Raw genomic sequence first — 20,867 nt, forward strand, 5'->3', positions numbered from 1 at the left:
GACCCGGTTGGCTTTTCCTCCCCGGCGGGCGTACCGTCGCGTATGACAGAGTTCGACATCGTCGACGCGGCGGCGATCCGCGAGGGCCGGGCGACGGACGCGTACTTCGAGCGGACCGAGGCCGCCCTGCGGGGTGCCGACCGGAACCCGCGAGTCGTCGCCGAAGTGACCGCTGACCAGTTTCCGGACGGCGACTTCGAGCTGTTCGCCGGGCTGAAGGACGCGGTCGCGCTGCTCGCCGACCGCGGCGTCGACGTCGACGCGATCCCCGAGGGGTGGCTGTTCGACGGCGGTCCAGTGATGCGGATCGAGGGTCCGTACCTCGCGTTCGCGCGGCTGGAGACGTCGCTTCTGGGGTTCCTCTCGCACGCGTCGGGGATCGCGACCGCCGCGCTCGACTGTCGGGTCGCCGCGCCCGAGTCGCAGGTGCTCTCGTTCGGCGCGCGCCACGTCCACCCGTCGATGACCGCGACAGTCGAACGATCCGCGCTGGTGGCCGGGTTCGACGGCTTCTCGCACGTCGCCGCCGGCGACCTCATCGGCCGGGAGGCTTCCGGGACGATGCCACACGCCCTCGCCATCTGCTTCGGCCGCGGCGAACAGGAGGCCGCGTGGCGCGCATTCGACGAGGGCGTCGACGAGGCGATCCCGCGGATCGCCCTCTGTGACACCTACACCGACGAGGTCGACGAGACGCTGCGAGCGGTCGAGACGCTCGGAGACCGCCTCGACGGCGTCCGGATCGACACGACGGGATCGCGCCGGGGAGATTTTAGACACATCCTCCGGGAGGTCCGGTGGGAGCTCGATGCACGGGGCCACGGGGACGTCGACGTGTACGTCTCCGGTGGGCTGGGTCCAGCAAATCTCCGCGAGCTTCGCGACGTCGTCGACGGGTTCGGCGTCGGCGGGTACGTCTCGAACGCGGACCCGGTCGACTTCGCGCTCGATATCGTCGCCGTCGACGGCGAGCCGGCCGCCAAGCGCGGAAAGCTCTCGGGCGCGAAAGCGGTGTACCGGACCACAGACGGCGCGCACGCGGTCGGGCTGGCGGACCGACCGGGACCGACGGACGCGGAGTCGCTGCTGGAGCCGGTGATCCGGGACGGCGAGGTGGTCGCCGACGGCGCGTTCGATCTCGACGCAGCGACGGATCGGGCGCTCGCGGACGCGGATGCGGTTGGCTACGGAACGGACGAAACTGCGGAGTAAGGGTCGCGTTCGTCGACTACAGCTCCTCAACGGCACCGCCGTCGGCGCGCTCTCGGAACACCTGTCCCTCGATGAGCGTCACCATCGTCTCGTCGTCCTCCCACGCGTTCGGCGCGAGTTTCGCCTTCCGGCAGACGCGCGAGAGGAACTCGGCACCCGACCAGCCGTTCTCGACGGGGACCGTCGGGTAGAGCCAGCCGTGCGCGTTGCCGCCGTCGACGGCGACGCCGTGGGTGCCGATCTTCAGGTCGGCGAGCGGGTCGTTCGTGAGCACCGAGTTCGAGACGACGAACACGGAGACAGTGATGTTGTCCAGTTCCTTCGGTTCGACTTCGGAGCCGCAGGAGTCGCCGGATGCGGCCTTGATCGCGGCCTCGACGATGGCGTGACCGAGCTGGTCGGAGGTCTCCCACGCGCCGGCACAGCCGCGGAGCCGGCCCCGGCCCCGCGTGGATTCGAGCCTGACGAACGCGCCCGTTCGGGCGTAGAACGCCTCGCGCATGCTTCCGGGTTGTTCGCGTTGCCCGTGTCGGACGAACGACTCGACCGCCTCCCGCGCGAGTTCGACCGCTCGTGCACCGTCGTCGTACGACAGCTGAACGGTCTGAGCCTCGGACATGATACTCCCTTACAGTGCTGACGACTTGAACGCTTCCCTTGCGAATCCGGCGCTCTGACCCGCTCGCGGGGGGTGAAACGATCGGCGATCGGCGGCGGCTCGCGGCGGCTCGCGTCCCCCCGTCGGCCCGGGATCCACGCCCGCCAATCACCCTCGTCGCCCGGCGCTCACGACCGAACCGCTTATTCACGGTCGCCGAGAAGTTCGGACCGGACAGAGGGAGCCCGACTCCCGTGCCTTTGGCATGAGGAAAGTCCCCCCACCGGCCGGACGGGCGACCGGGCACACGCCCGGAGTCGGAGACGGCTGGCTCTGGAACAGCAACGACACCCCCCGCCCCGACCTGTGATTCGCGCGGTCGCCTCGGCGGCCGCGGCGTTCGCGGGTGACCCCGCGAACGCGCGAACCGACCCGCAAGGGAAGGGAGTTAACCCGATGAGGGCGCGCGGCTTTGCCACGTTCGCGTGGCTTTGCCACGTTACAGACGGGCGGGAACGGATGGAACGGCGAATCCTCGCCGGTGCAAGTCCGCGCCACAAGGTAGTCCGGCCACGGCGCGGACGCTTAGCCGAATGTCGGGACGAACCGAAGGGGGCTTACTCCCCTCAGTCCGCTCACACGCCGAGCGACGGGTTTCCGCACACCGCTAGCGACAGTGACGACGATCCCTTATAAATGAACGCCCGGTGTGGTGGCGCGCCTCCGAGCGCTCGCTTATAAGCGAGCGCGAGGAGCCCGCGAGGTCGCCGGATTACGTCCGGCTGTCACCGGGCGAAGCCCGGTTGCCCGAGGGACTGTGTCCCTCGCTGCCAGAGAATCTCCAATTCTCGCTGGACGCCACGAGCGCCTTTTTAAGGCGCGAAGCCGCGCGGCTGGGGAGGGGTGGGGTTGTGGGGCGGTGCTGTGCGGGGTGGGATTCAAAGGGGCAGCCGTGAGGCGGGCGCAGGCGACGCAAGCACCACAGGAACGAGCGAAGCGAGTGACGAGGAGCGCAGCGAGCGTGCGCCCGCCTCACGGCTGGGGCTTTGTGAAGTGGTCACCGCCCTAGCAGCATCCATTTATAAGCGAGCGACCGGGGTGTAGAGACGATCACCGCACAGCCGACGGCAACACCCACTTATAAACAGCCGCCAGCAACACCCACGTACTTATAAAGGACAGTTCAGCCAGAAGAGACTCGCTCCGCTCGGCTCGGGCGGGTTCGAACCTCACTCACTCCGCTCGCTTCGCTCGCTCCGTTCCCTGCTTCGAACCCGCCCTCGCATACATTTCTGTGACTCACTTCGTTCGTCCCAGAAATGGGCTCGGGCGGGTTCGAACCGCCGACCTCAGCCTTGTAAAGGCCGCGTCATAACCAGCTAGACCACGAGCCCCCAGGGTTTCCAACCCGCCGGGAGCGGAAAACGGTTTCTTTCTGGGCCGCGAGGAACGACCGTGAATCGCCGTCTCCTCGGCATCATCGCCGTCGCGAGCGTCCTCGCCCTCCTCGCGACCGCCGCCGTCGCGACGAACCCGATCCTGCTAATCGCGGGCTACGAGACGACGACGGTCGAGGCAGTCGACGGCGAGACGAACGAGTCGCTCGCGACCGTCGAGGCGCGCGTCGCCGACGGGATCGCAAAGCGGTACGTCGGCCTCTCGGCGACCGACGAACTGTCCGACGACGAGGGGATGCTGTTCGTCCACGAGAAGTCCGGCGAGCACGCCTACGTGATGCGGGACATGGCGTTCGGGCTCGACATCGTCTTCGTCGCACCGAACGGGACGGTCACCGGAATCAGCGAGGCCGAGCCCGATGCGCGCCCGTTCACCCGCTATCGGGGGACGGGCCGGTACGTCCTCGAAGTCCCCCGCGGGTGGAGCGATCGCAACGGCGTCGAGCCCGGCGATCGGCTCGTCTTCTCGGTCGAGTGACGCGACGAAACCGATTTCCCCCTCGCAGTTGTCGATCCGAGTATGACCGGCCTCCTCCGACGGATCGCGTGGAACCTCCGTCACCGCTGGCGGCGGGTGTTCGTCCTCGTCGTCCTGGGCGGCGGCGTCGCGGCCCCGTTCCTCACCGAGGTCTGGTGGACGCTGCCGCTCGTCTGGTTCTTCGGGCTGTTCGTCGCCCTCCCCGTCCTCCACACGCTGACGAGACCGCTTCCGAACCCGGAGGAATCCGGCGACGCCAAGGCGAGCGACCCCGCGCTCGACGCCCTCCGGGAGCGCTACGCTCGGGGCGAAATCGACGAATCGGCGTTCGAGCGCAAGCTCGATCGGCTCCTCGAAACCGAGAACGCCGAAACCGGTGACACCGAGACCGCCGATGGCACCGGCAACGCTAGTGACGAGCTCGCCGACCGTGTCCGCGACGGGATCCGGCGGGAAGTAGAGCGGGTCCGCGAGTGATCCGTCCGTCATGAGTGATCCGTCCGTGAAAGTGATCTGCGCGTGATCCGGAGCGTTCTGACGTATCCGATCCGCGGATCTCCCCGGTTCGACGCGCTCGTGGTCGGCGGCGCGCTCCACCTGCTGGCCGTGTGGATCCCGGTCCTCCCGTTCGTCGCGGTCGCGGGGTACCTCTCGCAGGTGCTCGCGACGACCGCGGCCGCTGACCCCCGCGACGATCCCGATCCCCCGGACTGGCGGCCGATCGGCCCCCTCCTCGTCGACGGGTTCCGGCTGCTCGCGACGTGTGTGGGCTACCTCGCGGTTCCGGTCGTCCTGCTCGTCGTGACGCTCGGCGGCCCGTTGGAGGGGGTCGACCCCACGGGAACGACCGACGGGATCTTCTTCATCGTCGGCTCGACCGTCTCCACGCTGTTGGCGTTCGCGATCTGTTACCCCCTTCCGGCCGCGCTCGTCGCGGTCGCTCGCGAGCGATCGCTCCGCGCGGCGGTCAACGCCTCGCATATCGGTGCCGCGACGCAGGACGCCGGCTACCTCGTCGCGACGCTGCTCGCCGCCGGCGGCGGCGGACTCGCGGCGGCGGCGTACGGGCCGCTCAACGCGGTCGCTATCGGATTCTTCCTCGGATTCTACGTCGAAGTGGTCGCCGCCGCCGCGGTTGGCCGAGCGACCGGCCGCGCGTGGCGGCGACGAAGCGTCTGATTGGCGCTCCGACGAAGCGTCTGGCTCGCCTCCCGACACGGAGGCGCGATCTGGGCGTTCGCAGATTCAGACGCGTTCGTCGTTCAGTTCGGCGTCGTCGAGCGAGCGGCTGTGGAGCGCGTCCCCGGTATCCGCGTCGAACACGTGGATCGCGTTTTCGGGAATGACGACGACGACGTCGGCTCCGTCCTCGATCCGGCGAAGACCGTCGACCGTCGCGACCAACTTCGGACCGTCCGCGAGCGAGAGGTGGACGACGTTCTCGTCGCCCATCGGCTCGACGACGTCGACGGTCGCGGCGAACGAGTGACTATCGGTGTCTGCATCGTCGCCATCGGAATTCCCGCGCGAGTCGACCGACACCGACACGTCCTCGGGGCGAATCCCGAGAGTCACGTTGGCCGCGCCAGCGACTGCGTCGGCCGCCTCGGCGCTGAGCGGGTAGTGGAACGACTCGCGGACGAGCGCGTCGCCGTCGATGTCGCACTCGATAAAGTTCATCGACGGCTCGCCGATGAAGCCGGCGACGAACCGGTTCGCCGGGCGGTGATACGCCTCCAGCGGCGTCGCCACCTGCTGGAGCTCCCCGGCGTCGAGGATGGCGATCCGGTCACCCATCGTCATCGCCTCCGTCTGGTCGTGCGTGACGTAGACGGTGGTCGTGTCCAGGTCGGCCTGAAGCTGCTGGAGCTCCGTCCGCATCTGCGAGCGGAGCTTGGCGTCGAGGTTCGAGAGCGGCTCGTCCATCAGGAACGCCTTGGGCTCGCGCACGATCGCGCGACCGAGCGCGACGCGCTGCCGTTGCCCGCCCGAGAGCGCGCCGGGCTTCCGGTCAAGCAGTTCGGTGATGTCGAGGAGCGCCGCCGTCTCGTCGACGCGGCGGTCCATTTCCGCTTCGTCGAGGTCGGTCGACTCCTCCAGCCCAAATCGCATGTTCTGTCGGACGGTCATGTGCGGGTACAGCGCGTAGCTCTGGAACACCATCGCGATGTCCCGCTCGGCTGGGCCCTGCTCGTTCATCCGCTCGCCGTCCAAGCGAATCTCGCCGTCCGTGATCGATTCGAGCCCGGCGACCATCCGGAGGGTCGTCGATTTTCCGCAGCCCGAGGGGCCGACGAGGACGAGGAACTCCCCGTCCGCCACGTCGATATCCACGTCGTCTACGGCGAGAACGGAGCCGTCCCCCTCGCCGAACCGTTTCGTCACCGAGTCTAGTTCGAGTCGTGCCATTGTTAATCACCTGCGACGCCTTTCGCGAACTGTTCTCCGAAGAGGACGTACACCACGAGCGTCGGTAGCGCCGCGACGAACGCCCCCGCCATCTGGAGGTTGAACTGCTGAACGAAGGATCCCTGTAGCTGGTTCAACGCGACCGTCACGACCTGATTCGACGGGTCGTTGACGAGCACGATGGCGAACAAGAGATCGTTCCATATCTGCGTGAACTGGTAAATGAGCGTCACCGCGAAAATCGGGACCGACAGCGGAAGAATGATCCGCCGATAGATAGTCGCCGCGGAGGCCCCGTCCAGTCGCGCCGCCTCCAGCATCTCTCCATCGATCGTCGCGTAGTACGAGCGGAACAGGACCGTACAGATCGGGATTCCGTACGCGACGTGGGTAATGCTCAGGTTGATCAGTCCCTCGTAGTCGTCGACGAGCGCGATCGGAATCCGCCCGCCGAGGTCGACGAGCGACCAGAACTGGGTCAACGGAACCAACACGGCCTGGTACGGGATGAACACCCCGGCGACGAAAAGCACTAGCACGCCGATCTGGCCGCGCCAGCGCAGGTTCGTCAGCCCGTACGCCGCGAGCGATCCGAACAGCGCCGACAGCACCGTCGCCGGCACCGCCATCACCGCGCTGTTGAGCAATCCGGCAGACAGCCGTTCGAACGCCGTTCCCCACGCGGAGACGGTGAATTCCCCGGGCGGCGGCGGCGCGAACGGCGTCGTCGTCCGGAACCCGTCCGGCGTCTTGAACGCGGTCATCAACCCGGACTCCAGCGGCGCGAGGTAGAACGCCACCATCGCGAGCAGCACCGCGTACAGGGCGACGCGCGATCGATCGAGCTCCGATATCGCCACGCGGAGCCGATCTGTCGCAGTCATAGCTCACCCCGTCGGTACTGCAGGTACAGATACGGCCCGATCACGCCGATCGCCATCGCGAACAACACCATCGCGACGGCGGAGCCGTACGCCCACTGGATCCGGTCGAAGGCGACGCGGTACATCATCACCGAGAGGATGTCCGCCGACTGTCCCGGGTTGACCCCGAACAGGACGAAGAGGAAGTCGAACGCCTTCAACGCGAACACGACGAGGACGACGGCCGCCGACATCGTCGACGCCCGAAGCTGCGGGATGATCACCCGCCAGTAGACACGGAGCGTCGACGCGCCGTCGATTCGCGCCGCCTCGTACTGCGATTCCGGTATCGCGCGGAGCCCGGCGAGGTACACGACCATACAGTAGCCGGAGAACTGCCACATGAGCGCGAAGATGATCGACGCGAGCTTGAACCGCGGATCGGATATCCACGCCTGTGTGAGCGCGTCGAGACCGACGCCGCGAAGCACCTCGTTGATGAGCCCGTTCGATGGGTTGTACATCCACGACCAGAAGATCGCCGTGACGACGAACGAGAGGCTCATCGGCAGCAGGTAGATCGTTCGGAACGTGTTCTCGACGCGGATCTTCTGGTCCACGAGTATCGCGAGGAGCAGCCCCACGACCAGCGAGAGGGCCGTGAACACGAACAGTAACACGAGCGTGTTCCGGAACGCCGCCGCGAACGACGGATCCGCGAGCAGTTGCGTGTACATGTCCGTCGACAGCGACGAGTAGTCCGGCTGTCCGAGCCCCTCCCAGCCGGTCAGCGAGATGACGAAGTTCCACGAGATGGCCCCGTAGACGAAGAACAACACGAGCAGTCCGGGCGGCCCCCAGAACGGGAGCGATTCGAGGAACCGGCTCCGCCGGAGGCGCGTGAAAAGCGAGGCGTCCGACGTCTCGGCCGAACTCGACGACCCGTCCGCGCCGTCGGTCCCGTCGACGACCGCACCGCCGTCGGTCCGCACCCGCTGCTGTCCGGTCGATGACTCGTCGGTGTCGCGCGTCAGCGCTGCAAAAATCCGTGAAGGCATCGATCGTTAGAACGCGTCGGCGATGCCCTCGTACGCGGCGTCGACGTCGAGGCTGCCGTTGAAGTTGGCGAAGACCTCGTCGAGGGTGGAGTGGATGTCCGGTGCGACGGCGGTTCCGTGGGCGATGGTCGGCGGCTGCGTGTCGGAGTTCTGGAAGTCCTCGAACTGCCGAGTGAGGAAGTCGCCGAACTCGTCCATCGGGACGTCGGTGCGGGGCGGAATCGAGCCCTTAATCGGATTGAACCGCTCCTGTGCGTCGACTGTTCCCGCGTAGTTGAGGAACTGTTCCGTCTCCTCGGGCGACGGGTTGTTCGTCGGGAAAACGAACGAGTCGATGACCGAGTGGTAAACACCCGACGTGCCCGGGAACGGGACCATGTCCCAGTCGTCGCCGAAGTCGAAGTCCTCTGCGCCGCCGTACTGGCCGGCCGCCCAGTCGCCCTGGTGGAGGAAGGCGGCGTCGCCAGCGATCAGGTCGTTGTTCCCCTGGTCCCAGGTGATCGAGCCGGCGTCCTCCGGGATGTACTCCAGGTAGCTGGCGAGGAGATCGAGCGCCGAGCGGATCTCGTCTTCGAGCCCGGAGACGTCGCCGCCGATGACCGTCTGGTAGTCGTCGACGCCCTGCTCGCCGATGAAGATGTTCTCCCACAGCTGGAGGGACGACCACGGCGTCTGCGTCTGGTGGACGAGCGGCGTGACGTCCGTGTCCGCGTCGAGCGTCTCCAGCGCGCTGAGGAGGCCCTGCGGGCCGTCGATGTCAGTCGGATCGATGCCCGCGTCCTCGACGACCGAGACGTTGTAAAACAGGTTGTTCAGCCGGTGGATGTTGATCGGCACCGCGACGAGGTCGCCGGCGGGCTGGGCGAGGTCGAGGACGCCGTCGCGGTAGGCGTCGCGCATCTCGTCGTCCCAGACGGAGTCGCCGATGTTCTCGAGAAGACCCTCGTCCGTGTACGGAGTGAGCGCCTGGCCGGGCCAGATCTGGAACGTGCTCGGCGGGTTCCCGTCGACGACCCGGTTCTGGATCACGGCGTCGATCGCGGAACCGGCCCCGCCGGGGGCCGGGTTGTCGGCGACCTCCACGTCCGGGTACTCCTCCTGAAACCCGTCGAGGAGGGCCTGATAGGCGTCCTGCTCTCCCCCAGCGGTCCACCAGTGAACTATCTCCAGTTCGGCTCCGTCGCTTCCGTCCGAGCCGTCGCTTCCATCCGAGCCATCGCTTCCATCCGAACCGTCACTTCCATCCGAACCGTCGCTCCCGTCCCCGCCGGAATCATCGGAGCAACCGGCGATCCCCACGGTCGCGAGCGTGCCGGCACCGGCAACGTAGTGGCGGCGGGTGAGTCGATCGGCGTCGTCGGAGCTGCTGTCTCGTGGCATGTATCAGGTCGATTCAGCGCGCGTGTACTTAACGATTGATGTTCATTTACTCCGAACATTAATAAAACTCCCAACTAGCGAGACACGGACCAAGACCCTCGAAAACGGACAAATAGAATTCAAGTCGATTCGGTCGAATGGCGCAAGCCGGCGAACATGGAGGTCGAACAAGCGGATAGGTACGAGCTGATAACAGAACTGGAAGACTGTTCGAACGGAGAATCTTCGATCCGGCACCGACACATCGAGTTTAAAAGAGATCCTGCGTCGAAGGATTGGACCGTCCGTCAGGTCCCCCATCGGACCGTCCGTCAGGTCGAGTCGCTCAGCGCGGCGACGATCCCGTTCGTCCAGCCAAACCCGTATTGCAGTGGGTACTCCCCGTTGTTGGCCGCGATCGACGCGGACCGCACGTCGTATTTTTCGGCCATGCGACCCGTCTCCTCGAACGCGGTCCGGTTCAACTCGAGCCACCGATCCGCGATCTCGTCCGCAAGATCGTCGCGGTCGTACCGACGCAGGCCCTCGACCGCCATCCACTGCAGAGGGGCCCAGCCGTTCGGCGCGTCCCACTGCTCGCCCGATTCCGACAGCGTCGTGACGAGACCGCCCGGACAGAGGAAATCCTCGCGGAGCCGCTCGGCGACCGCGTCGGCCCGATCCGGGTCGGCGGCTCCGGTGAATAACGGGACGACGCCAGCGAGCGTGAGCCGGTCGACCGGTTCCTCGTCGGTCCAGCAGTAGTCCACGTAGAACCCGCGATCCTCGTCCCAGAAGTAGGATTCGATGGCCGTCCGTCGCCGGTCCGCCGCGTTCGCATATCGAGCGGCCGCATCGGATCCGTCGCCTCCGTCGCCTCCGTCGCATCCGTCAGTCCGATCGAGCCACTCCGCGAGGGCGGATTCTGCCCCGAACAGGACGGCGTTGAGGTCGATCGGCGCGATCTCTGTCGTCCGGATCGAGGCGAGGTCGTCGCCGTCGGTCAGCCACCGGGAACTGAAGTCCCACCCCGACTCGCAGGCGGCCCTGACGTCTCGGAACAGTTGCGGGCGCTCCTCGACCGGAACCGCCGTCGCGAGGGCCCGATCCTCACGGTAGGACTCGGGACGCGGACGCGCCCGATCGTCCCAGTACCGGTTCACGACGGTCCCGTCGGGGAGCGCGACCGTCCGGAGGTGGCTCCGCGGACCTCCCGACGCGTCGAGATGATCCCGCCCGTGCATCCAAAAGCCGTACTCCGCTTCAAGGGCCTCGACGTGCGGGGCGACGGCCTCGAACCCGCGTTCCCGTTCGAGGACGCGGAGCATCCGATAGAAGAGCGGCAGCTGCGATCGGCTGTCGTAGTACACGCGGTTCCCCAGCGGCACGAACCCGAACCGGTCGATTAGCGACACGTAGTTCTCGACCATCCCCGCCGCGAGGTCCAGCTGGTCGCTCGCGGCCAGTCCCTCGATCGTGAAGTAACTGTCCCAGTAGTACGTCTCGCGGAACCGTCCGCCCGGGACGACGTGCGGATTGGGGAGTGGAACGAGTGTCGATCGCGGCTCGCGGACGGACTGAGCCCCGAAGGAACCGTTCGCCTCGACGGAGTCGTTCGTCCCGATTGAGTCGTTCGTCCCGATTGAGTCGTTCGTCCCGACAGGGCCGTCCACCTCTGCGCCTCCGTCGGATTTCGCGAGCGCCGCATCCCCGCCGAACTCCCGGGTGAGCGGGTCCCAGAGGGCATCGACGTGCGCTTCCATGGTCCGGGAGGGATCGAGATCCGGATCCGCGGCGACCGGGTCGGGGACTCGGAAGTGATCGTCGACGAACGAGTGGATGTCGAACGCCGGTTCGTTGCGATCGGCGAGGTATCGCTCGTAGACCAAGTCGGGAGAGGCGAGGAGCTCGGCGTCGACGAACCGCTTGCCGTCCTCGAAGAGGCCACGCTCTTGGACGGCCCGGAACAGTTCACCGGAAATCTGCGGGTAACTGCTGTAGTCGAAGCCGCGAGGAGTCATCGGTCGTTCCTTATTCCAGTATTAATAAATAATTGTTGGATTATCCCGGAATTCGACGGAGAGAGTGCATCTATACCGTATCTAATAAGTCCATTAAGAATGATTAATTATAAGTGCCGTAAACGAATATCGTGCGAACACGCCGATGACCCGCATTTCCATGCGGTCGGTTAGCAAGTACTTCGACGGGGGTGACACGGTCGCCAACTACAAGCTAGACCTCGAGGTCGAAGACGGCGAGTTTCTCGTGTTCCTCGGCCCGTCCGGGTGCGGCAAGACGACCGCACTCCGGATGATCGCCGGGTTAGAGACACCCTCTGACGGAGAGATATATTTCGACGACGATCGGGTCGACGGGAAACAGCCCGCCGACCGGAACGTCGCGATGGTGTTCCAGAACTACGCGCTGTACCCGCACATGACCGTGCGGGAGAACATCGAATACCCGCTCAAGATCCAAGGCATCCCGCCCGAGGAACGCGACGAACGGGTCGCCGAGACAGCCGAGTTGCTTCACATCGAAGAGCAGCTCGGCAGCGATCCCGCGGAGATCTCTGGCGGCCAGCGCCAGCGGACCTCGCTAGCGCGAGCGATCATCCGGAAGCCGTCCGTCTTCCTCCTCGACGAGCCGCTCAGCAACCTCGACGCCAAACTTCGTCTCGAGATGCGGTCGGAGCTCAAGCGGCTCCAGAGCGAGCTCGACATCACGACCGTCTACGTCACGCACAACCAAGAGGAGGCGATGAGCATGGGCGACCGGATCGCGGTCATGAACCAAGGGACGATCAGGCAGGTCGCGGACCCCGAAGAGCTCTACCGACGGCCCCAGACCACGTGGGTCGCGGACTTCATCGGATCGCCGCCGATGAATCTCTTCGAAGGGATCCAAGCGGACGGTACCGTCGATCTCGCCGGGGAGAACGAACTCCCGACGAAGACCCCGACAGCGTCAGAAACGGTTTCGGTCGGAGTCCGACCCGAGGACATGTCGGTCGATTCGGACTCGCCCGAGACCGACTGGGCGATACGAGGGACCGTCGAGACCGTCGAGCCGCTCGGCGAGTACGTCCTCGTCAACGTCGACGTCGACGGGAAGTTCGTGAACGTCAAGGTGCCGACGACCGACGTCGAGCCCGAACAGCAGGTGTCGCTCACCTTCGAGCCGGAGGACGCGTACCTCTACGACGGGGACGGCGAACTCGTTGCCTGATACCATGTCCATCGAACACGCACTCGAAGACCGACTCGGCCGGGACGTGAACTGGGAGAAGCTGAAGGCGATCCTCGTCTTCATGGTTCCCGGGCTCACGCTGTTCGCCATCTTCTCCATCGGACCGATGGTGTATTCGGCCGTCGGGAGCTTCTTCGCGTGGGACGGGTTCACGATGCAGGAGTTCGTCGGACTGAAGACCTGGGTGGCGACGCTGCAAGACGACGCCGTGATCAACTGGAGCAACGTGCGGTCGCTTCAGTACCCGATGGGAGCGCTCCCGCAGAATCTGATCTGGATGCTCATCCACGTGCCGCTAAGCACGTTCCTCGGACTCGGGCTCGCGCTGCTGTTCGCCGACCTCCGCGGGCGTCGGATCCTCCGGTCGCTCGTGTTCCTCTCGTTCACCACGCCGACGGTCGTTATCGGGCTCGTGCTGCTGTTCGTGTACGATCCGCAGGCGGGGGTTTTCAACGAGTTGCTCCGCGTCATCGGACTCGACGGGCAGGTTCGGAACTGGCTCCAAGAACCGCAGATCGCCATCTACGCGCTGATCGTCGGCGGGGTCTGGGTGCAGACCGGGTTCAGCATGCTCCTGTACAGTTCGGCACTCGCCGGAATCGACCCGTCGTTGCTGGAGTCCGCACGGGTCGACGGCGCGGGGCGAATGCGTCGTTTCAAGGACATCATCTGGCCGCTGGTCAAGCCGGTGACGGCGGTTGTGGTGATCATGGGGATGATCTGGGTCCTGCGCATCTTCGCCATCGTATACGCCGCCGGGGGACCCTCCGGGGGGCCGAACGGGGTGTACTCTGTGTTGGGATTGGAGGTCTACCAGTCGGCCTTCTCGATCCCCATCGACTACGGCGGTGCCATGGTCGTCGCCCTGATCGAATTGTTCCTCGCCCTGCCGATGGCGTGGTATATCGCGCGGATGGACTGATCTACCATGACCGACACACAACACACGGATGACGCGTCAGAGTCGACCGCGACGACCGGTCGTGCCGACGGCGGCACGCGCGTCCGACACGACGTTCCGGACAGCGCACCGATCGACGAGCGAGAGATCAGCGCGCGGTTGGCGGGGTCGATGCCGTCCGGTCCGCGAGCCCTGCGCTACGCCGTCGCGATCGGCGTGGCGCTGCTGTGGCTGGTTCCCCTGATCGGCCTGTTCATGGCGTCCGTCCGGCCCCTCGGCGAGATCACGCAGGGATGGTGGCACCTGACGGGCGCGACGATAACGTTCGATAACTACGCGCGCGCGTTGACCTACCAATCGGGACCGCTCGGACAGGCCCTGTTCAACACGGCCATCGTCACGATTCCGGCGGTGCTCGTCGTGACGTTGCTGGGGACGATGGTCGCGTATCCCTTCGCTCGGTTCGACTTCCCGCTGAAGACGGGGTTGTTCCTGCTCCTCATCGTCGTCATGGCAGCGCCGCCGGAACTCGTCGCGATGGGGAACTACAACACCCTTCGGAACACCGGACTGTTCGACACTTACATGGGTCTCGTGTTGGTGCACATCGGCTGGGGAATGGGGTGGGTCGTGATGTTCCTCAGGAACTACCTGTTGGGGCTCCCCAAGGAACTTGAAGAGGCGGCGCGCATCGACGGTGCCTCCCGGTACCAAATCTTCAAGTCGATCGTGTTGCCGTACTCCGCGCCGGCGCTCGTCTCGGTGGCCGTCATCCAGTTCACCTGGGTCTGGAACTCCTTTTTCTTCCCCCTGGTGTTCATGCGGTCGCAGGAGAACCAGCTCGCGCCGCAGGTGCTCCCGCTGATGAAGGGTCGACTGCAGATCGACTGGGGGCTCGTCGCCGCGGGGTCGGTGTTGACGATGATCGTCCCCATCCTGCTTTTCGTCGCGCTACAGCGCTACTACAAGCAGGGAATGGTCGCAGCGGTCGCGGACTGACGTTCGCGGCGCACGCGACGCGCACTCGATCGATTCGATCGATTTGGCGAGAACAGCGACGAACGATACCGGGAGTAGGTGTGTCAATTCGGTGGCGTGGCCACTTATAAGTGAGCGAGTGATGTTGCTGGCGCGGTGAATCGCTGTGTTTCTGGCGTTGGTTGTTTATAAGTCGTTGCTAGCGTGCTGACCACTTACAAAGCCCCAGCCGCGAGGCGGGCGCACGCTCGCTGCGCGCCTCGCTCAGTCGCTACGCTTCTTCGCTGCGGTGCTTGTGTCGCCTGCGCCCGCCTCGCGGCTGCCCCTTTGAATCCCACCCCGCCCGCACAGCACCCATACCTCATGCCTCCCCAGCCTCGCTGCTTCGCGCCTTTAAAAGGCGCTCGCGGCGTCCCTCGTGCGGGCGTCGCCGGCGGCTCTGCCGCCGGCTGACAGAGGGACCTCCGGTCCCTCGCTGTTCGCGGCCTGTCGGCCGCTCACCGGCGCACAGGGCGAGAGCGAAGCTCTCGCTTGCAGCCGGCGCGTAGCGCCGGCGACGCCACCGCACCGCCACGTTCATTTATAAGCAGTCGTCGCTGCCACGCTCACCGCTTTTAAATACTACGTCGCTGTCGGCGGTCTGCAATACCCACTCCCGGAATAGATCACGGGATCGGCGTCAACGATCGAGTGAGGTGTTTGAGAACCAATCTGGAAATGGAAGACGTCAAACGGCGTGGAAGACGTCGAACGGCGGCGGGAACCAAGTCGCGGACGGGCGGTGACCGAAACGCGGGTTGCGCTCAGTACGGGAGCATGTACGTGGCGGTCGCCACCAGCGCGAGGGCGATTGCGAGCAGCTGGGAGACGAAGAACCCCTTCGAGGAGGCCCAGCCGAAGTACAGCAGCGTCGCGATCGGGACGGCCGCGATCGCCGAGGGCCAGAACCCCTTGGTGAAGAGGATCGCGAGGAAGCCGGTGCTGACGAGGATGAGGGCGTCCATCCCGAGCGAGACGGCGTTCCGACGGCGGAACTCTTCGAGGTCGAACATCCCCCCGAGTAATCGAGGATCGCCCCCGTCGGTGGGCCGATCGGCGGTCGAGCTCGAACTCACAGTCAGTTGGAGAGAGTCTCTTGGTGTGCCTCATCCAGTGCGGACACGATTTCCGCGGTTTCCGTGTCGGGGGAGGCCCACAGTCCCTTGAGTTGCGACCAGAACTCCTCCTGGAACGGATTTCCGAGAGCGTCGTCGAGGTCTGGAACGACCGTGACCTCGGCCGCGAGGTCCGGCAGGTCCGACATGACCTGAATCTCGTAGGCGTCGTCCGGAACCTGCGTGTTGGACGCGATGAATCCGCCGAGTTCGGCCCAAACTTCCTGTCCCTCGGCGGAAACGAACGAGCTCACGGCGTTTCGAGCGGTGTCGACGTTCTCGGAGTAGGTCGGCACGGTGAACCAGTTGACGCTTGAAGTAACGCCGTCGACGCCGGGCAGTCGGAACACGCCGAGGTCCGAGGGGTCCTGGACCGCCTCCTGTGCGGGGGTGAACGAGCCCATGAAGTACAGCGGGAGGCTGTTGTCCCAGAAGTACTCGTACTGGACGCCGAAGTCGCGGGTCTGGCTGAAGTACCCCTCCTCGTGGAGCGACTTGATCTCGTCGAACGCGGTCCCGACGCGGTCGTCGGTGAAGGAGGCGTCCCCGTCGATGAGTCCCTGTTGGAGCGACGCGCCGTCCTCCTGGCGCATGATGAACCCCTCCGTGATGTCGCTGAGCGGCCACCCGGTTCCGTTACCCGAGGCGATGGGTGCGTCGACGCCCTCGATCCCGGAGATCGTCTCAAGCAGACTAGTGAACTCGTCCCAGCTTTCGGGCACCGAGAGGTCGTGCTCGTTGAAGAAGGACTTCCGGTACCAGAAGCCCGGCTTGAGGTCCATCTTGAACGGCGCGGCGTACACCTCGCCGTCGACGGATACCCGAGACGGGTCGACTGCAAAGTCGTCGGCGTTCCACGCGTCGCCGAGCGGTGCGAGGTGACCGTTCTCCGCGTCGGAGATGACTCGGGCGGGCGAGGGCATGACGACGATATCCGCGGACGCGACGCCGGATTCGTAGTCCATCAGCGTCCCGGTCAACAGGGTGTCGGTGTCCCGGGGGTGATACTCGAGCTCGACCCCGGCGTCCTCCTCGACGAAGCTCATCACTTCGCTGAAGTCCTCCTGTTCGCCGCCCGACCAGACGCCGGTGATGTCGATGCTGGAAGCGCTCCCTCCGTCTCCCGATCCACCGTCTTCGCCGTCGTCGCCCGAACCGCCGTCACTGCCGTCGCCTCCGTCGCCGCCGGAATCGGCGAAGCAGCCGGCGAGTCCGGCCATCCCGACGGCCGACGCAGCGCCGGTCGTTTTGAGCACGTCACGTCGCGTTCGGAGTGATCGCGGTCGATCGTCCGCCATATCGTGTATCACATATTTATCCATTTACTTCAAATTTATTGATTAATTATCGACATAGTAACCCATGGATCTCGTGGACTCGACGAGGAGGGCCGTGGCGGATCAGATTAAGTGCGCCCGCCGTTGCAACCGATGTATGACGGACAGTTCCACCACTGAGCTCGCGAATCGATCGAACGTGGTCCTCGTCCACTGCCACGACCTCGGACAGCACCTGGGCAGTTACGGGGCCGACGTCGAGACCCCGAACTTGGATCGGCTCGCCGCCGAGGGCGTCCGGATGGAGAACAGCTTCTGTACGGCCCCGCACTGCTCGCCCAGCCGATCGAGTATGATGACCGGGGCGTATCCCCACGAGAACGGACTCATGGGACTCGCACACATGGGGTGGGAGCTCGACGACGACTGGATGACGCTCCCGAAGTACCTCCGGGAGATCGGCTATTCGACGCACCTCCTCGGATTCCAACACGAGGTCCCGGAGAACCCCGAGCGGCTCGGTTACGACTACGTGGATACGGAGACCAAACGCGCCCTCGAACTCGTCGATGTCGTGGCGGATTTCTTCGAATCCGCGGCGGCGAACGCGTCGAACGACGCCGCGCCGGCGGGGTCGAATGCCGACCCGACCGAGCCGTTCTTCGTCTCGATCGGTCTGGAAGAGCCGCATCGTCCGTTCCGGCGCGAGTATCTCCCGTCGGAGGTATACGACGACGTCGATCCCGAAACGATCTCGCTCGACGACTTTCCGTACCTGCCGGACGAACCAGGCGTCCGCGAGGACGTGGCCGACCTTCGGTCGTTGATCGAGAGGACACTGGATCCCGCGATCGGACGGTATCGAGAGGCGCTGGAGAAGGCGGGGCTCGCCGAGGATACCCTGTTCGTCTTCACGACCGACCACGGGCTCGCGATGCCGCGGGCGAAGGGGACTTGCTACGATCCCGGCATCGAGACGGCCCTGATACTTCACCATCCGAACGTCGTCGAGGGGGGTGCCGTCCACGACGAGCTCGTCAGCAACGTTGACCTCATGCCGACCCTCCTCGATCTGCTCGAGAACGACCCGCCGGCCGACGTTTCCGGGCGCTCGTTCGCACCGCTCCTCCGCGGCGACGAGTACGAACCGCGAGATCGAATCTTCGGCGAGATGACCTGGCACGATCGCTACAATCCGATCCGGGCTATCCGTACGGAGCGGTACAAGTACGTCCGTAATTTCTCCGTGCTGCCGAAGGTGTTCGTCCCGATGGACGTAGCGCCGACCCCTTCGGGACGAGCGGTGCACGAGGAGTTTCACGTCGGACAGCGGCCCGCGGAGGAGCTGTACGACCTCGAACGCGACCCTCACGAACTGGAGAATCTCGCGTCCGACCGAACGCCGTTTGAGACGGCCGCTGAGGCGAGCCATCCGGACCCGAACCACGTCGACGCGCTCGATCGGCTCCGCGACGAGCTTCGGGAGTGGATGGAGGCGACGAACGACCCGCTGCTCGAAGGGCCCGTACCGTATCCGTCGGTCGAGTGACCGGCCTCAGTCTCGGTACTTTTTATTCGCTTGAACGGGAGGTACGTGACAATGGATACCGAAGAACTCTCCGAGGTGTTGCAGGCCGCGGACCTCTCTTTTTATCAGGCCGAGGCGTACGTCACGCTGCTGGAGCTTGGGAGCGCCTCCGCGACGGAGGTCGCGCGGTCCAGTGACGTGCCGGACGCGCGGATCTACGACGTGTTACGGGATCTCGACGAACGCGGGTACGTGGAGCTCTATGAACAAGACACGTTCCAAGCTCGGGCGACCGACCCGGAAACCGTCGTCGAGGGGCTGACCGATCGCGCGAGCCGCTTCGAGGACGCCGCCGCGGAGATCCGCGAGCGCTACGAGCAGCCCGCGCTCGACGCGCACACCGTGAGCATCGTGAAGCGGTTCGAGACCGTCATGGAGGCGTCGCGGACGTTCATCTCCGAGGCCGAAACGCAGATTCACGCGACGCTCACCCCCGAGCAGTTCGCGGCGCTGCGCGACAACCTCGCCGACGCGAGGGGGCGCGGCGTCACCGTCAACGTCACGCTGCTGACCGGTGACGACGAGGAGACACCCGACGCCGGAGATTTCGAGGGCGTCGTCAGCGCGGTCCGCCGCCGCCCGCGCCCGTCGCCGTTCATCGTCACCACCGACCTCAAGCGGACGGCCTTCGCGTCGAATCCCGCCGCCATCGAGGACTACGGAATGATACTCGAGAACCGGTCGTTCACGTACGTCTTCTTCTGGCACTTTCTCATCTTCATGTGGCTCCCGTGGCCCGTCCTGTACGCCGAAGACGCCGAGGGGACGCCGAAGCGGTACGCAGACGTCCGTCAGTTCCTGATCGAGTACCAGCGGCCGATCCAGAACGGGGCGACTGTCTCCGTGGAGATCGAAGGACGAGACACCGAGAGCAATCACGACGTCACCGTCTCGGGGACCGTCGTCGATACCGAGTTCGTCGCCGAGTCGACGAGCGGGTTCGACTCCGAGCTACTGGCCCTCACCGGGACGACGACGATCGTCGTCGAGGGCGACTCGGGGCGTCGTACGGTCGGCGGCTGGGGCGCGACGTACGAGGACGTCGAGGCAAATCGGATCACGGTGACCGGCGTGGAGGCGAGCAAAGCGGCGACGGATTCCGGGAGTCAGCCGACCTCGGAGTAGCCCGTCCGCCTTGGAGTAGCCCGTCCGCCGGCAACGACACATCGCATCTCCCCGTTCCCACCGGCCGACCGACCGATTCTTGAGCGCCCGTCCCCGACCCCTTCCATATGGAGGGACCGCTGTGGATAGACACGCACGCTCCCGAACTCGACGAGATCCGGCAGGACGACGCTCGTGAACGATTGGAGCGCGCGGTCGACGAGCCGATGAACCTCGTCGTGCAGGGACCGCCCGGCGTCGGGAAGACGGCGGCGACGCGAGCGCTGACGCGAGTCGCCCACGAGGATCCGGAGAGCGACATGATCGAGATCAACGTCGCCGACTTCTTCGGTCGGACGAAAAAGGAGATCCGGACCGACCCCCGGTTCGAGGGCTTCCTCGCGGGGCGGAGCCGGATGGCGAAACGCGACATGATAAACCGCGTGCTGAAGGAGTCGGCGTCGTACGCGCCGATGTCGGGCGAGTACAAGACGATCCTGCTCGATAACGCCGAAGCGATCCGAGAGGACTTTCAGCAGGCGCTCCGGCGTGTGATGGAACAGCACCACCGGACAACGCAGTTCGTGATCGCCACCCGCCAGCCGTCGAAGCTCATCGCGCCGATCCGGTCGCGCTGTTTCCCGGTTCGCCTGCGCTCGCCGACGACCGACGAGACGATCGACGTGCTCGAAACGATCTGCGAGCGCGAGGGCGTCGACTACGACGCCGACGGACTGGAGTTCGTCGCCAGCGCGGCCGGCGGAGATCTCCGCGAAGCGATCCTCTCCGCGCAGGCGACCGCGGTCGAGGGCGGCGAGATCACGATGGGGGCCGCCTACGAGACGCTCGGCGAGGTGGGCGACGACGACGCGATCCGAGGCGCGCTCGCCGACGCGCGCGCTGGGGACTTCAAAGAATCGCGGTCGACCCTCGACGACCTGCTCGACGAGGGCGGGTACGGCGGCGAGGAGCTGTTGCGCGAGACCCTGCGGGTCGCCCGCGCCGGTTCGGCGTACGACGGCGACGACCTCGCGCGGCTCCACGTGCTCGCCGGCGAGGCCGACCTCGATCTGGTCGACGGGCTCGACGACCGGATCCACCTCACCCACCTGCTCGCGGCGTGGGCGGCCGGCCGCACCGAGCTCCGGCCCAGTCTCCGCGAACCGACGGAGGCCTGAT

18 protein-coding genes, 1 tRNA gene and 1 other RNA gene are annotated in these 20,867 nt (G+C 65.8%); 11 read left to right on the forward strand and 9 right to left on the reverse strand.

The features are described 5' to 3' along the window. Window positions 1-42: 42 nt before the first annotated feature. On the forward strand, window positions 43-1,212 hold the full coding sequence (locus ACFQEY_RS14075) for a nicotinate phosphoribosyltransferase (RefSeq protein WP_379769688.1): 1,170 nt from the start codon (window positions 43-45) through the stop codon (window positions 1,210-1,212). A gap of 16 nt (window positions 1,213-1,228) precedes the next feature. Here ACFQEY_RS14075 and ACFQEY_RS14080 read toward each other — a convergent pair whose 3' ends face one another. Next, a complete protein-coding gene (locus tag ACFQEY_RS14080; RefSeq protein WP_379769690.1) occupies window positions 1,229-1,831 on the reverse strand; it encodes a TIGR00296 family protein in 603 nt (200 codons plus the stop codon). 212 nt (window positions 1,832-2,043) lie between these two features. Between ACFQEY_RS14080 and rnpB the strand changes: the two genes are divergently transcribed. Continuing rightward, window positions 2,044-2,442, forward strand: an RNA gene (gene rnpB / locus ACFQEY_RS14085) — RNase P RNA component. 688 nt (window positions 2,443-3,130) lie between these two features. Here rnpB and ACFQEY_RS14090 read toward each other — a convergent pair. Continuing rightward, window positions 3,131-3,204, reverse strand: a tRNA-Val gene (locus ACFQEY_RS14090). Between the two features lie 61 nt (window positions 3,205-3,265). Between ACFQEY_RS14090 and ACFQEY_RS14095 the strand changes: the two genes are divergently transcribed. From ACFQEY_RS14095 to ACFQEY_RS14105, 3 genes are read left to right on the forward strand one after another with little or no spacing between them, the layout of a single operon-like run. After that, window positions 3,266-3,745, forward strand: a complete 480-nt coding sequence (locus tag ACFQEY_RS14095; RefSeq protein WP_379769692.1) for a DUF192 domain-containing protein — start codon at window positions 3,266-3,268, stop codon at window positions 3,743-3,745. 42 nt (window positions 3,746-3,787) lie between these two features. Beyond that, complete coding sequence (locus ACFQEY_RS14100) at window positions 3,788-4,222, forward strand: SHOCT domain-containing protein (protein ID WP_379769694.1); 435 nt, start codon at window positions 3,788-3,790, stop codon at window positions 4,220-4,222. 42 nt (window positions 4,223-4,264) lie between these two features. Beyond that, the gene (locus tag ACFQEY_RS14105; protein ID WP_379769696.1) at window positions 4,265-4,924 is read left to right on the forward strand and encodes a DUF4013 domain-containing protein; all 660 of its coding nucleotides are present in this window, start codon (window positions 4,265-4,267) and stop codon (window positions 4,922-4,924) included. Window positions 4,925-4,990: 66 nt separating this feature from the next. On the opposite strand, the gene ACFQEY_RS14110 is transcribed toward ACFQEY_RS14105, so the two are convergent. From ACFQEY_RS14110 to ACFQEY_RS14130, 5 genes are all read right to left on the reverse strand, one after another. Continuing rightward, window positions 4,991-6,154, reverse strand: coding sequence for an ABC transporter ATP-binding protein (locus ACFQEY_RS14110; protein WP_379769698.1), 1,164 nt, complete (start codon window positions 6,152-6,154; stop codon window positions 4,991-4,993). A gap of 2 nt (window positions 6,155-6,156) precedes the next feature. Continuing rightward, window positions 6,157-7,038 carry a carbohydrate ABC transporter permease gene (locus ACFQEY_RS14115; protein WP_379769701.1) on the reverse strand — a complete coding sequence of 294 codons (882 nt, stop codon included), beginning with the start codon at window positions 7,036-7,038 and terminating at the stop codon, window positions 6,157-6,159. Further along, a complete protein-coding gene (locus ACFQEY_RS14120; RefSeq protein WP_379769703.1) occupies window positions 7,035-8,075 on the reverse strand; it encodes a carbohydrate ABC transporter permease in 1,041 nt (346 codons plus the stop codon). The genes ACFQEY_RS14115 and ACFQEY_RS14120 overlap by 4 nt, the downstream gene beginning before the upstream one ends. Window positions 8,076-8,081: 6 nt before the next feature. After that, the gene (locus tag ACFQEY_RS14125) at window positions 8,082-9,455 is read right to left on the reverse strand and encodes an ABC transporter substrate-binding protein (protein ID WP_379769705.1); all 1,374 of its coding nucleotides are present in this window, start codon (window positions 9,453-9,455) and stop codon (window positions 8,082-8,084) included. A 311-nt stretch (window positions 9,456-9,766) separates the two neighbouring features. Continuing rightward, on the reverse strand, window positions 9,767-11,455 hold the full coding sequence (locus ACFQEY_RS14130) for a trehalase family glycosidase (protein WP_379769707.1): 1,689 nt from the start codon (window positions 11,453-11,455) through the stop codon (window positions 9,767-9,769). 160 nt (window positions 11,456-11,615) lie between these two features. Between ACFQEY_RS14130 and ACFQEY_RS14135 the strand changes: the two genes are divergently transcribed. The 3 genes from ACFQEY_RS14135 to ACFQEY_RS14145 are packed head-to-tail and all read left to right on the forward strand — an operon-like array spanning window position 11,616 to window position 14,586. Then, window positions 11,616-12,665 (forward strand): ABC transporter ATP-binding protein, encoded by a 1,050-nt coding sequence (locus ACFQEY_RS14135; protein WP_379769709.1) that lies wholly within the window; start codon window positions 11,616-11,618, stop codon window positions 12,663-12,665. 4 nt (window positions 12,666-12,669) lie between these two features. Continuing rightward, complete coding sequence (locus ACFQEY_RS14140; protein WP_379769712.1) at window positions 12,670-13,608, forward strand: carbohydrate ABC transporter permease; 939 nt, start codon at window positions 12,670-12,672, stop codon at window positions 13,606-13,608. Between the two features lie 6 nt (window positions 13,609-13,614). Beyond that, window positions 13,615-14,586: a carbohydrate ABC transporter permease gene (locus ACFQEY_RS14145; RefSeq protein ID WP_379769714.1), complete on the forward strand. Its 972-nt coding sequence runs from the start codon at window positions 13,615-13,617 to the stop codon at window positions 14,584-14,586. A 782-nt stretch (window positions 14,587-15,368) separates the two neighbouring features. Here ACFQEY_RS14145 and ACFQEY_RS14150 read toward each other — a convergent pair. Together ACFQEY_RS14150 and ACFQEY_RS14155 are read right to left on the reverse strand one after the other, a co-directional pair. Continuing rightward, window positions 15,369-15,680, reverse strand: coding sequence for a hypothetical protein (locus tag ACFQEY_RS14150; RefSeq protein ID WP_379769716.1), 312 nt, complete (start codon window positions 15,678-15,680; stop codon window positions 15,369-15,371). A 2-nt stretch (window positions 15,681-15,682) separates the two neighbouring features. Next, window positions 15,683-16,939 (reverse strand): ABC transporter substrate-binding protein, encoded by a 1,257-nt coding sequence (locus tag ACFQEY_RS14155; protein WP_379769850.1) that lies wholly within the window; start codon window positions 16,937-16,939, stop codon window positions 15,683-15,685. A gap of 214 nt (window positions 16,940-17,153) precedes the next feature. Here ACFQEY_RS14155 and ACFQEY_RS14160 point away from each other — a divergent pair, with 214 nt between their 5' ends. The 3 genes from ACFQEY_RS14160 to ACFQEY_RS14170 all read left to right on the forward strand — a co-directional run bounded on the left by ACFQEY_RS14160 (window position 17,154) and on the right by ACFQEY_RS14170 (window position 20,866). Beyond that, entirely contained in the window at window positions 17,154-18,545 is a 1,392-nt protein-coding gene (locus tag ACFQEY_RS14160) for a sulfatase family protein (protein WP_379769718.1), read from the forward strand. Window positions 18,546-18,596: 51 nt separating this feature from the next. Continuing rightward, entirely contained in the window at window positions 18,597-19,709 is a 1,113-nt protein-coding gene (locus ACFQEY_RS14165) for a TrmB family transcriptional regulator (RefSeq protein WP_379769721.1), read from the forward strand. Window positions 19,710-19,816: 107 nt separating this feature from the next. After that, on the forward strand, window positions 19,817-20,866 hold the full coding sequence (locus tag ACFQEY_RS14170; protein ID WP_379769723.1) for an AAA family ATPase: 1,050 nt from the start codon (window positions 19,817-19,819) through the stop codon (window positions 20,864-20,866). Window position 20,867 lies beyond the last annotated feature (1 nt).

This window comes from Halorubrum trueperi (assembly GCF_042662525.1).
Taxonomy (GTDB): domain Archaea; phylum Halobacteriota; class Halobacteria; order Halobacteriales; family Haloferacaceae; genus Halorubrum; species Halorubrum trueperi.

Coding starts and splice junctions, on each gene's coding strand:
- ACFQEY_RS14075 (WP_379769688.1), top strand. CDS start 43: ATGACAGAGTTCGACATCGTCGACGCGGCGGCGATCCGCGAGGGCCGG.
- ACFQEY_RS14080 (WP_379769690.1), bottom strand. CDS start 1,831: ATGTCCGAGGCTCAGACCGTTCAGCTGTCGTACGACGACGGTGCACGA.
- ACFQEY_RS14100 (WP_379769694.1), top strand. CDS start 3,788: ATGACCGGCCTCCTCCGACGGATCGCGTGGAACCTCCGTCACCGCTGG.
- ACFQEY_RS14110 (WP_379769698.1), bottom strand. CDS start 6,154: ATGGCACGACTCGAACTAGACTCGGTGACGAAACGGTTCGGCGAGGGG.
- ACFQEY_RS14115 (WP_379769701.1), bottom strand. CDS start 7,038: ATGACTGCGACAGATCGGCTCCGCGTGGCGATATCGGAGCTCGATCGA.
- ACFQEY_RS14120 (WP_379769703.1), bottom strand. CDS start 8,075: ATGCCTTCACGGATTTTTGCAGCGCTGACGCGCGACACCGACGAGTCA.
- ACFQEY_RS14125 (WP_379769705.1), bottom strand. CDS start 9,455: ATGCCACGAGACAGCAGCTCCGACGACGCCGATCGACTCACCCGCCGC.
- ACFQEY_RS14130 (WP_379769707.1), bottom strand. CDS start 11,455: ATGACTCCTCGCGGCTTCGACTACAGCAGTTACCCGCAGATTTCCGGT.
- ACFQEY_RS14135 (WP_379769709.1), top strand. CDS start 11,616: ATGCGGTCGGTTAGCAAGTACTTCGACGGGGGTGACACGGTCGCCAAC.
- ACFQEY_RS14140 (WP_379769712.1), top strand. CDS start 12,670: ATGTCCATCGAACACGCACTCGAAGACCGACTCGGCCGGGACGTGAAC.
- ACFQEY_RS14145 (WP_379769714.1), top strand. CDS start 13,615: ATGACCGACACACAACACACGGATGACGCGTCAGAGTCGACCGCGACG.
- ACFQEY_RS14155 (WP_379769850.1), bottom strand. CDS start 16,939: ATGGCCGGACTCGCCGGCTGCTTCGCCGATTCCGGCGGCGACGGAGGC.
- ACFQEY_RS14160 (WP_379769718.1), top strand. CDS start 17,154: ATGACGGACAGTTCCACCACTGAGCTCGCGAATCGATCGAACGTGGTC.
- ACFQEY_RS14165 (WP_379769721.1), top strand. CDS start 18,597: ATGGATACCGAAGAACTCTCCGAGGTGTTGCAGGCCGCGGACCTCTCT.
- ACFQEY_RS14170 (WP_379769723.1), top strand. CDS start 19,817: ATGGAGGGACCGCTGTGGATAGACACGCACGCTCCCGAACTCGACGAG.